Annotated in this window: 1 protein-coding gene; it reads left to right on the forward strand. The window is 69.6% G+C overall.

Translation table 11 applies throughout. The features are described from left to right. Positions 1-3,380, forward strand: a 3,380-nt coding sequence (locus U9978_RS23825; protein WP_322763386.1) for an RHS repeat-associated core domain-containing protein, incomplete at both ends; no start/stop codon positions are given.

Genomic DNA, 3,380 nt, shown 5'->3' on the forward strand with positions numbered 1-3,380 from the left:
AACCACCCAGCCGGTGGGGCCGGGCACGCTGGCGCCGCTGACCGGGGATTTGTCGGTGTCGGCGACGGACGCGTCGATGCCGACCTACACCGGCAGCCTGACCGCCGGGCGGACCGCGACGAGTCTGGCGCCGGCGGCCGCATCGTCGCTGCCGGCCGGAGTGTTCGGGCCGGGGTGGACCGCGAGCCTGCCCGGCCCGGCCGCGGGCTCGGCAAGTGACACACTCACGGACAGCACCGCCACGGGCGGGTATGCGACGTTAACCGGCTCCGACGGCGTCCAGTCGATCTACACCCGGACCGGGTCCGGCGGCTATCCGTACAGCTACACCGGGGTCGGGGACGCCGGGACCGACGGGTCGGTGCTGGTCAAGGACTCGGCCACCCAGTTCACGTTCACTCTCGTAGACGGCACGAAGACGGTGTACACGGCGAAGACGGTGGGGTCGTCCACGGTGTGGGTGGTCAGCCAGGTCGTCGAACCCGGCTCGAACAGCACCTCGACGTTCACCACCGACAGCTCCGGGCGGGTGACCCGGATTCTGGCCCCCGTGCCGGCCGGAATCAGCTGCACGACGCTGGTGGCGGGCTGCCGGGCGCTGGACATCACCTACGCCGCGTCGACCACTGCGACCGGGACCGACCCGGGCACCTGGGGGGATTCCGCCGGGCGGGTCTCCGCATTCGTGATGAACCTCAACGGCACCACCCCGGTGACGGTGGCCCGGTATCTGTATGACTCGACCGGGCATCTGCGCGCCGTCTGGGATCCCCGGATCGACAACACCGACGGCTCGCACCTGCAGACCGTCTACTCCTACAACGCCCAAGGCCGGCTCGCGACGATCACCCCGCCGGGGCAGGCCGCCTGGACCATGAGCTACGACGGCACGGGCCGGCTGACCAGCGTCGCCCGGCCGGACCCGTCCGGGCCGACCGCCACCCAGACGGTCGTCTACGACGTGCCGGTGTCGGGCACCGGGGCGCCAATCGACCTGTCCCCGACCGCGGTCGCAGGCTGGGCACAGCAGGACCTGCCGCTGTACGGGGCGGCGGTGTTCCCCGCCGGTCATGTGCCGGCGAGCCCGCCGACCAGCAGCGACTGGCCGTACGCAAACCTGACCTATGTGAACAGTGACGGCCGGGCCGTCAACACCGCCAGCTATGGGGCGGGGGCCTGGCAGGTCGCCACGACCGAGCATGACGTCAAGGGCAACGTGATTCGTACGCTGGGTGCGGGGAACCGGGCGCAGGCGCTCATCCCGACGGCGGACACCGATCCGACGGTGACCGCGCTGACCGCGTCGGCGGCCCGCGCCCAGCAGCTCGACGACCAGAGCGTGTACGCCGCGGACGGGGTGGCGGTGGTCGACACCTATGGGCCGACCCATCAGGTGCTCCTCGACGACGGGTCGACGGTGTCGGCGCGGGCGCATGTGCATACCGATTACGACCAGGGTGCCCCGTCGGCGCCGACCCCGTTTCGGCTGGCGACGACGGTCACGGCCAGTGCCCGGGTTGGCGGGATCAGTACGGGTACGGATCGGGACAGTCGGGTGACGGTCAACGGCTATGAGGCCAAGGCCGGCGCGGATCCTAATACCTCCGGGTGGATCCAGCGCAAACCGACGACGGTCACCGTGCAGATGGGGTCGGGGAACCCCACGATCGTGCGGACCAGCTACTACAACACGGCCGGGCAGGTCGTGGAGTCGCGGATGCCGAAGGCGAACAGTGCCGGCACGGACGCGTTTACCACGGTCATCGCCTACTACACGGCGACTGGTAGCGGTGGCTGTGTGAACGCGGCGTGGACGGGGTTGCCGTGTACCAGTGGGCCGGCGGCGCAGCCGTCGTCGGGGAATCCGCTGCCCACGGTGAAGTACACGTACAACGACCTCGCCCAGCCGTTGACCAAGGTCGAAACGGTCAACACCACGACCCGCACGACGACCACCGGCTATGACGCGGCGGGGCGGAAGACCTCCGCGGCGATCGCGGCGAGTCCTGCGGCGGACGGTGGCACCACCCTGCCGACGGTGACGTTTGCCTACAGCACGACGATGGGTCTGCCGACCAGCACCGGGGACGGCAGCACGACGCTGACCATCGGTTATGACAGTCTCGGCCGGGTCATCTCGCAGACTGACGCGGACGGCAACACCGCCACGACCGGCTACGACATCGACGGGCAGGTCACGACCCGCGCCGACGGGAAGGGCACGGCGACCTACACCTATGACTCGTCCTCCGAGCATCGCGGGCTGGTCACCGCGCTGAACGTCGGGGCCGGCAGCGCCCCGTCGACGTTCTCCGGCTCCTACGACGCCGACGGGAAGCTGACGAGCGAGACGTATCCGAACGGGATCACGGCCAGCACCCGGTTCGACAACGACGGCAACCCGACCGTGCTGACCTACGCCAAGTCGGGCACGACCTGGTTGGCGTTCAACCAGAAGCGGTCGGTATTCGACCAGGTGCGGGCGGACGCCGGCCCGGCGAACAGCACCGGTTACACCTACGATCCGGCCGGCCGGCTGACCCAGGCGGCCGACACCCGGGCCTACGGCGGTCCGGTGATCTGTTCCACCCGGCAGTACAGCTACGACATCGAGTCCAACCGGACGAGTCTGGTGAACCATCCCGACGCCGGGGGTAACCCGACGAGTGGGAACTGCTCGTCGACCACCACGCCCGATTTCACGTTGAACTCGACCTACGATCAGGCCGACCGGCTCACCAACACCGGCTACACCTATGACCTGTTCGGCCGCACCACCGGGTTGACGGTCGCCGGTGGGGCAGCGGCGAGTGTCGGTTACTACGTCAACGACATGGTCGCCTCCCAAACCCAGGGATCGACCAGCCGCAGCTACGCGCTGGACCCGGCGCGCCGCATCCGGTCGTGGACGCAAGGCTCGACGACATCGACGAACCACTACGCCGACGGCGGGGACAGCCCGGCGTGGATCGGGGTGTCCGACGGCACCTGGACCCGGAACATCACCGGGATCGGCGGGGATCTGGCCGCCGTCCAGGCCAGCACCGGCACGGTCACGGTCCAGCTGACGAACCTGCACGGGGACGTCGTCGCGACCGCCGATGACACGACCACCGTGAGCTCGATCGCCAGTTTCGCGGATAGCAACGAGTTCGGCCTGCCGATCTTCGCCTCCGCCGCGTATCCCCGGTACGGCTGGCTCGGTGGCAAGGAACGCTCCGCCGACACCCTCGGCGGCCTGGTCCTGATGGGTGTCCGCCTCTACAACCCGCTGACCGGCCGGTTCCTGCAGGTGGACCCGCTCCCCGGCGGGAACGCCAACCCCTACGACTACTGCGCCGGCGATCCGATCAACTGCACCGACCTTGATGGCCGGTGGC

Source organism: Protofrankia sp. Cr2, from assembly GCF_963555885.1.
GTDB lineage: Bacteria > Actinomycetota > Actinomycetes > Frankiales > Frankiaceae > Protofrankia.